Source organism: Micromonospora sp. KC213 (assembly GCF_004348325.1).
Classification (GTDB): domain Bacteria; phylum Actinomycetota; class Actinomycetes; order Mycobacteriales; family Micromonosporaceae; genus Micromonospora.
Window position 1 is genome coordinate 33,123 of record NZ_SMKF01000033.1, and the last position, 7,075, is coordinate 40,197.

The following is a 7,075-nucleotide window of genomic DNA, read 5'->3' on the forward strand; positions in this document are numbered from 1 at the left end:
GGGGGCGAAGTCACGTCAGTGACCGGTAGAGGCTCTGCCAGCGCGTGACGCACCGGTCGAAGGCGTACTCCTCGGCGTACCAGCGCGCCACCCGCTGCCGCTGCTCCGCCGAGACCCCGGGGCCGAGTGCCTGCCGGAGCGCGTCGGCCAGCGCGGCGGGCGTGGGATCGGCCCGCAACGCCAGAGTGCCGGTGGCGTGCCGGGTGACCTCCGCCAGGCCACCGGCCCCGGTGTGCACCACGGGTACGCCCAGCGACAGCGCCTCCAGCGCGCTGAGCCCGAACGACTCGACCCGGGACGGCACCACGAGGCAGTCGACGCGCTGGAAAAAGTCCGCCGCGTCGACCCGGCCGACGAGTTCGAGATTCGGGCGGGCGGCGATCGGCAGCGACCCGGCCCCGGCGACCCGGAAGTCGACGTCCGGCAGGCACGAGGCGAGCTCGGGCAGCAGGTCGACGCCCTTCTCCCGCTCCAACCGGCCGAGGTAGCCGACCACCGGCCGCCGGCCGGTCACCGGCGTGACCACCGGCTGCGGATCCGGCCAACGCACCGGCAGCGGGTTCGGGATCAGGCACACGTCACCGACGCCGCCCCGGTCGCGCAGCTCGGCGGCCTCGAACTCGGAGACCGCCACCGTCGCGTGCGGCCGGATCCGGCGCAGCGCCAGATCGAGGGTGATGTTCGACTGGACCATGGCCCGCTGCCGCAGCGACCCCGCGGTGTCCCGGTACTGCCAGAGACTGTTGTGCAGGGTCACCACGAGAGGGGTCCGGACACGTTCGGTGCTCAGCGCGGCCCGGGCGTGCATCGCCGCCGACAGCAGGTGGGCGCAGACCACGTCCGGCCGTACCTCGCGGACCAGCCGGCGCAGCTGCCGCGCGTACGCCAGGTCGACCCGGCTGCGGGCACCGAGCGCCGTCCACGGCACCCCGGCCTCCCGCAACGCCCTGCCCACCTCGTCGTCGGAGGTGGCGGCGACCACCTCCACCCCGGTCCGGGCGTGCGCCGGGATGAGTTCGGTGAGGATCCGTTCCGCGCCGCCGAGCTGCCGTCGCCCGGAGCCGCCGGTGGTGCAGACGAACAGCACCCTCACGAGGCACGCAGCCCTTCGACGGCGCCGCGCGCGATCGCCCGCCGTACCGGATTGGCGCCGACCGCCGCGCGCAGCAGCACCCCGCAGACGTACGCGGTGGCGGCGACCCGGCCGCGCCGGCCCCCCATGTCCCGGCTGGCCCGGATGAACTCCCGGGTACGCCGGCGCGAGATCTCCTCCTCCGACCAGCGCCGCTTCGCCGTGGCGTCGTCCTCGTGCATGATCACCGCGTCCGGCAGGTACGCCAGCCGCATACCCCGCTGCCGGACGGCCCAGCACAGCCGCATGTCCTCGGAGTAGAAGTAGGACGTCTCGTCCACCCCGCCGATGGCGTCGAAGGTGTCGCGGCGCAGGGCGACGAAGGGCCCGGTCAACCAGTCCGCCCGCTCCGGCGGCGCGACGATCCGTAGCCTCGGCGCCACCAGGCTCAGCCCGGTGGCGTGCGCCAACCCGACCCGCACGCTCAGGAAACGCCCGCCCTCGGTCTGCGGGACGCCCTGCGGGGTCAGGACGGCGGGAAAGGCCGCGCCCACCCCGGGGTCGTCCAGGGCGGCCAGCAGCCGGGCCACGGCACCGTCGTGTACGACGATGTCGTTGTTGGACAGGATGACGTTCGACCGGCTGGTGTGGCGTACCCCGAGGTTCATGCCCCGGGCGTAGCCCAGGTTCGAGCCGGACTGCACGTACGTCACGCCCTGCTCGGCGCAGAACTCCGCCAGCGCCTGCCGGATCTGCTCGGAGCTGCCGTTGTCCACCACGACGATCTCGGCCTCGCGGGGCAACGACAGCACGCAGGCGCGGGTCCGCGTGAAGTCCTCCCAGGCGAGAACCACGATCGAGACATCCATTGTCACACCGTTTCCTGACTCGGCGGCGGCTCGCGCCGCAGGCTGGCTCTCGACGCGAAGGCGTGTACGGCGTAGGCGAGCGAGGAGGCGAGCGCCGCCCCGACCGCGCCGGCCCAGGGAATGATCCCGTAGTAGGCCGGTATCGCGACCGCCACCGTGACGAGGGCGACCGTCGTCGTCGCCCGCTCGCCGCGCCGCTTCAACAACAGCGCGCTCCAGCTCTTGCCGGCCGCGGTGGCCAGCGAACCAGGCAGCAGCAGCAGCCCGAGGAGCCAGGCGTGCCGGTACTCCGGTCGCAGGTGGCCCAGCACGGCGAGCCCGACGACGGCGGCCAGGGCGATCGGTGCGGCGGCCCGGACCACCGCCCTGGTCGGGTCCGGCCCGTCCGCGCCGTCGCGGTCGGCGAGGATGCGCTGCGCGCGCACCACGGCACCGGCCTGCGCGAACTCCAGGGCCGCGACGGCCAGGGCGTAGACGCCGAGCGGTCCGGCGCCGACGAACCGGGCCACCAGGATCTGGTTGAACCGCAGCGTCATCATCTGCGCGAAGATGCCGAGGTGCAGGTTGCCGACGGCGAGCAGGTCGGCGCGGTGGTCCGAGCCGGTGGCCGAGGGCGGCGGGAACGCTCCGGCCCGCCGCAGCGTCACCAGCACCAGGCCGCAGACGGCCAGCGCGCTGAGCCACTGGACGCCGAGCCAGACCAGGCTCCACAGGCTGCCGTCGAGCCGGCCGACGGCGTGCAGGGCGAGGTAGCCACCGACCAGCACCGCCCCGCTCGCGGCGCGCATCGCGTAGACGAGCCGGAAGCTGCGGCGTCGCAGCGCGAACGACGAGACGGTGTTGAAAACGGTCAGGCCGGCTGCCGAGCCCACCCCGACCAGGTGGCTGCCGAGGCCGGCCGCCGTGGTCAGCCCGGCGGCGGCGACCCCGGAGAGGAGGACCGAGACCCCGAGCATGGCCAGTACCCGTGCCCGGCCCCGGGAGGCGACCCAGCCGGCCGGGCGGGACAGCAGGAACGTGTCCAGTGACAGCCCGCCGACGGCCGCGCCCAGCGTCGCGGCCACCATGTTGGCGGCCAGTTCACCGCGCTCGGCGGCAGGCAGGGCAACCGAGACCACCGCCGCCACGCCGGTCAGGCCGAGGGCGGCGAGGTAGAGCAGTTCGGGTGCGACGAGCCGCCGCAGCAGCCGTGCGACGGGCGGCGGCGCGCTCTCGCCCGGCGGCGGCACGCTCTCGGCCCGAAGGTCGCCGTCGTGAACGGCGGCGCGCGGGGCGGGGCCGGTCAACGCCCACCACCCCGGAACACTTCCGCCACCGTACGCAGCACGATCTTGATGTCGAGCCAGAGCGACCAGTTCTCGACGTAGTAGTTGTCGAAGCGTGCCCGGTCGGAGATCGGGGTGTCCCCGCGCAGGCCGCTGACCTGCGCCAGCCCGGTGAGCCCCACCGGCACGCGGTGGCGCATCGCGTAGCGCGGGTACTCCACCGAGAACTTCTCCACGAAGTACGGTCGTTCGGGCCGGGGCCCGACGACGCTCATCTCGCCGCGCAGGATGTTCCAGAGCTGCGGCAGCTCGTCCAGCGACGTACGGCGCATGAAGCGGCCGACCGGCCCGACCCGTCGATCGTGCGCGATGGACCAGTTCGTCCGGGACTCCTGCTCGTCGACCGGCTGCATCGAACGGAACTTGATGACCTTGAACGGCTTTCCGTACCGGCCGATCCGTTCCTGGTGGAAGAAGATGCCCCGGCCGCCCTCCAGGAACGTCGCCACCGCGCAGAGCAGCAGCACCGGGCTCAGGACGAGCAGCGCCGCGGTCGCGAAGAGCAGGTCGGAGGCGCGCTTGACCGCCCACCGTGGACCCGAGAGCGTGGTGTCGCCGATCTTGACAATGGGAATCGCGCCGACGTGGTCCGGATAGCCGCCGTGGGACCGGGAACCCCACAGCCGCGGCACCGCCCACAGGTCGCAGCGGGCCGTGGTGGGCTGGAGCAGAATGTCCATCAGGGCCGACTCCGGACAGTCCGGATCCGCGATGATCAGCACTTCGCAGTCCAGCACCCTGGTGAGTTGCGCCAGGTCGGCGAGGGTGCCGATCAGTGGAAGCGCGGCGGTGCCCGGTCGCGTCGTGGTGTCGACGCAGCCGACGAACCGCAGCCCGTACTGCGGGTAGCGGCGCAGCAGCCGGGCGAGTTCGACCGCGATCGGGCCGCTGCCGATGATGATGGCGTTGTGCTCCACCCACCGGCGCTTCCGCGCGACGAGGAGCACCGTGCGGCTGAACGCGCGTCCCACGATCACCAGACCGGCGGAGAGCGCCACGCCGTGCATGAAACCGCTGACGTACTGCACCGAGTCGTGGCGCTCGGCCGCGATGATCGCCACCACGGCCCCGGACGCCAGCAGCCGACCGCCGAGGCTGGGCAGTTCGTCCAGGAAGCCGACGTGCCGGCGGGGCCGGTAGAGCCCGCCCGCGGCGAAGAAGGCCACGGTGAGGGCGGCGTTGACCAGCGTCCCGCGCCAGTAGTTCTGGCTCACCAGCAGCGGAGCGAGCAGCGCGACCACGTCCAGGGGGGCCGCCAGCATCCAGGCCCGCAACCGGCGCGTACGCCGCGAGGCCCGCGAACCGGCGTACGGCAGGACGGCCGTGGTGTCCATCCCGGACTGCCGCTCGGCGGCGGGCGGGTCCGCCGCCAGCCGGGCGGCCGGATGGCCCGGGCGGAGCCCTGCGTCGCCGGTCGGGTCGTCCATCGGTTCCGCTGACTGCTGTGCCGGCCCGTCGAGGTGGATGGCGGTCGCAGCAGGGTGACCTGACGCCGGTAGGCGTGACATGGCCGATCCTCCCCCGTGACGACCCCCGGCGACATACGAACGCCGGAGGCGATCGAAGGATACGAGCGCAGCCGTGCACCCACCAGAGCCGGCGAGGTGAAAGGCTTTCCTACTTTCCGACAGCGATGATGTCGGATACGTCGTCGCGGCGAACCGCGTCGAAGAGGCGACCGGCCTTCGCCGTGTCCGCGAAGACGACGCTCTCGCTGCCCACCCGGCCCGTCCCCCGGCTGGGGCAGGTGACGAAGGTCAGATTGTCGCTCCTCAGGTGACGCAGCTTCATGGCCAGGTCCACCAGGGACAGCGACTTGTCCACCGCCACCGCGTTCGTGCTGGCCCGGACGAACGAGTTCAGCTTGCCGGGGTTGGTCAGCACGCCGCCGGAGGCCGCCTTGTCCAGAATCGCCTTGATCACCTGTTGCTGGTGGCGGATCCGGGCGAAGTCACCGTCGGCGAAGGCGTGCCGCTCGCGCGCGTAGTCCAGCGCGGCCGCACCGGACAGGGTCTGCCGGCCCTTGACGAAGGTCCGGCTTCCGCTCGGGTCGAGCGAGTACTTCGTGGTGAAGTCCTTCTCCACGTCGACCTCGACGCCACCCAGCGCGTCGACGATCTCCTTGAAACCGGCGAAGTCGATCATCGTCACGTGGTCGACGCGTACCCCGGTGAACTTCTCCACGGTCTGGACCATGAGCGGGACGCCGCCCCACGCGTAGGCAGCGTTGATCTTGGCGTCTCGGCCGCCGCGCCCACTCTTCGACCGGGGCACGTGCACCCACGTGTCCCGGGGGATCGAGATGAGCTGGGCACTCGACCGGTCCCTGGTGAGGTGGGCCAGGATGATGGTGTCGCTGCGGGACCCGCCGGCGTTCTCCTGGTCGCGGGAGTCGCTGCCGAGGATCATGATGTTCAGCGCGCCCCCGGCCGCGGCCTCCGCCTGCGGACGCGACTCCTGCGGCACGTCCTCGAACGCCTCGACCCGCTCGATCGAGGAGTCGACCGAACGGTAGTACAGCCCGGCCGCGAGGACCCCGCCGCCGGACAGCAACGCCAGCACGAGCAGCACGACCAGGGTGATCCGCCGCCCACGACGACGCGGAGCCGGGGCAGCCGCCGGAGCATCCGACTCCACATCGGACGCGAGGCGCGGATCGGGATCGGCGAGCTGCTGGCGATCGGACATGGCGCGATGCTACTGATTCACGTTTGCCCGTGGTGACCCTCGTCCGGACGGTCAGCCCCGACCACACGGTCGACCGAATCGAGGTGGCTCTCGCCGAAAGCCCTCTTCGCCTGGTACAAACCCACGGGTGGACGCAACGACGCTTCGCCGGGCCATCGCCCGCACCCGCCTCGCACCGGTCGCCGCCTTCCCCAAGCGGCTGGCCCGGGTCGCCCGGCACGACGCCAAGGTCATCCGTACCACCGCCCGGTGGCTGTTCACCTCCCGTGAACACCACAACTACACCTACGAGCTGACCAAGCTCAGCCGGCAGCACCTCGCCTGGTTCGTCAGCGTCGTCTGCGACGTCCCGATCAAACAGGTCCGGACCTATCTCGACGAGATCGAGTCCGACGACACGCTGCGCGGCCACATCGAGCGGGCCACCGCCGGCTCCGCGCGCCGCGGCCTCGCCGACAAGCAGGTCCGGTACGCCCGCCGGATCGGCTGGTACGCCATCGTCCGCGCCACCCGACCCGGACACGTCGTGGAGACCGGCGTCGACAAGGGACTCGGCAGCTGCGTACTCGCCGCCGCGCTGCTGCGCAACGCCGCCGAAGGGCATCCCGGCCGGCTCACCTCCCTGGACATCAACCCCGAGGCCGGCTACCTCGCCCGCAGCGCGCCCTGGTCGGACGTGATCGACCTGGTGATCGGCGACTCGATCGCCTCCATCGCCGCCCTCGACCGCCCGGTCGACCTGTTCCTGCACGACAGCGACCACAGCCGGGCCCACGAGAAGCGGGAGTTCGAGGCGGTCGAACCGAAACTCGCCGCCGGAGCGATCCTGCTCACCGACAACGTCACCGTCACCAACGTCCTGGCCGAACACGCCGAACGCACCGGCCGCCGTTTCCTGGCGTACAAGGAAACTCCACTGGAGCACTGGTACCCGGGCGACGGAATCGGTGTCGCGTGGTGACCGCCCACCGCCGCCCGCATGTCGCTCCCCGTGATCGCCGCCGCGCCGCCGAGTCACGATCGAGGGAGACTGTCTTAGCTTTCGCTTAGCCCGCTTGTCCGCCCACCCCCGGTCCGGCAGCATCGACCGACGTGACCGACGGCAGCGCGCCCCACGACCC

6 protein-coding genes are annotated in these 7,075 nt (G+C 72.2%); 1 reads left to right on the forward strand and 5 read right to left on the reverse strand.

Annotated features, from left to right (window positions below; genetic code table 11):
- Positions 1–10 precede the first annotated feature (10 nt).
- From E1166_RS10270 to E1166_RS10290, 5 genes are all read right to left on the reverse strand, one after another.
- Positions 11–1,093 (reverse strand): glycosyltransferase family 4 protein, encoded by a 1,083-nt coding sequence (locus E1166_RS10270; RefSeq protein ID WP_132337893.1) that lies wholly within the window; start codon positions 1,091–1,093, stop codon positions 11–13.
- Positions 1,090–1,941: a glycosyltransferase family 2 protein gene (locus E1166_RS10275; RefSeq protein ID WP_132337895.1), complete on the reverse strand. Its 852-nt coding sequence runs from the start codon at positions 1,939–1,941 to the stop codon at positions 1,090–1,092. The genes E1166_RS10270 and E1166_RS10275 overlap by 4 nt, the downstream gene beginning before the upstream one ends.
- 2 nt (positions 1,942–1,943) lie before the next feature.
- Positions 1,944–3,227, reverse strand: a complete 1,284-nt coding sequence (locus E1166_RS10280; RefSeq protein ID WP_243710284.1) for a hypothetical protein — start codon at positions 3,225–3,227, stop codon at positions 1,944–1,946.
- A complete protein-coding gene (locus E1166_RS10285; protein ID WP_207914150.1) occupies positions 3,224–4,600 on the reverse strand; it encodes a sugar transferase in 1,377 nt (458 codons plus the stop codon). Before E1166_RS10285 ends, E1166_RS10280 begins: the two co-directional genes overlap by 4 nt.
- A 283-nt stretch (positions 4,601–4,883) precedes the next feature.
- Positions 4,884–5,954, reverse strand: coding sequence for an LCP family protein (locus tag E1166_RS10290; RefSeq protein ID WP_132337899.1), 1,071 nt, complete (start codon positions 5,952–5,954; stop codon positions 4,884–4,886).
- A 127-nt stretch (positions 5,955–6,081) separates the two neighbouring features.
- Between E1166_RS10290 and E1166_RS10295 the strand changes: the two genes are divergently transcribed.
- Positions 6,082–6,915: a class I SAM-dependent methyltransferase gene (locus E1166_RS10295; protein ID WP_132337901.1), complete on the forward strand. Its 834-nt coding sequence runs from the start codon at positions 6,082–6,084 to the stop codon at positions 6,913–6,915.
- The last annotated feature ends 160 nt before the right edge of the window (positions 6,916–7,075 follow it).

What these genes read in the sequence shown, in the direction of transcription:
- E1166_RS10285 (WP_207914150.1), bottom strand. Translation starts at nt 4,600, where the DNA reads ATGGACACCACGGCCGTCCTGCCGTACGCCGGTTCGCGGGCCTCGCGG.
- E1166_RS10275 (WP_132337895.1), bottom strand. Translation starts at nt 1,941, where the DNA reads ATGGATGTCTCGATCGTGGTTCTCGCCTGGGAGGACTTCACGCGGACC.
- E1166_RS10290 (WP_132337899.1), bottom strand. Translation starts at nt 5,954, where the DNA reads ATGTCCGATCGCCAGCAGCTCGCCGATCCCGATCCGCGCCTCGCGTCC.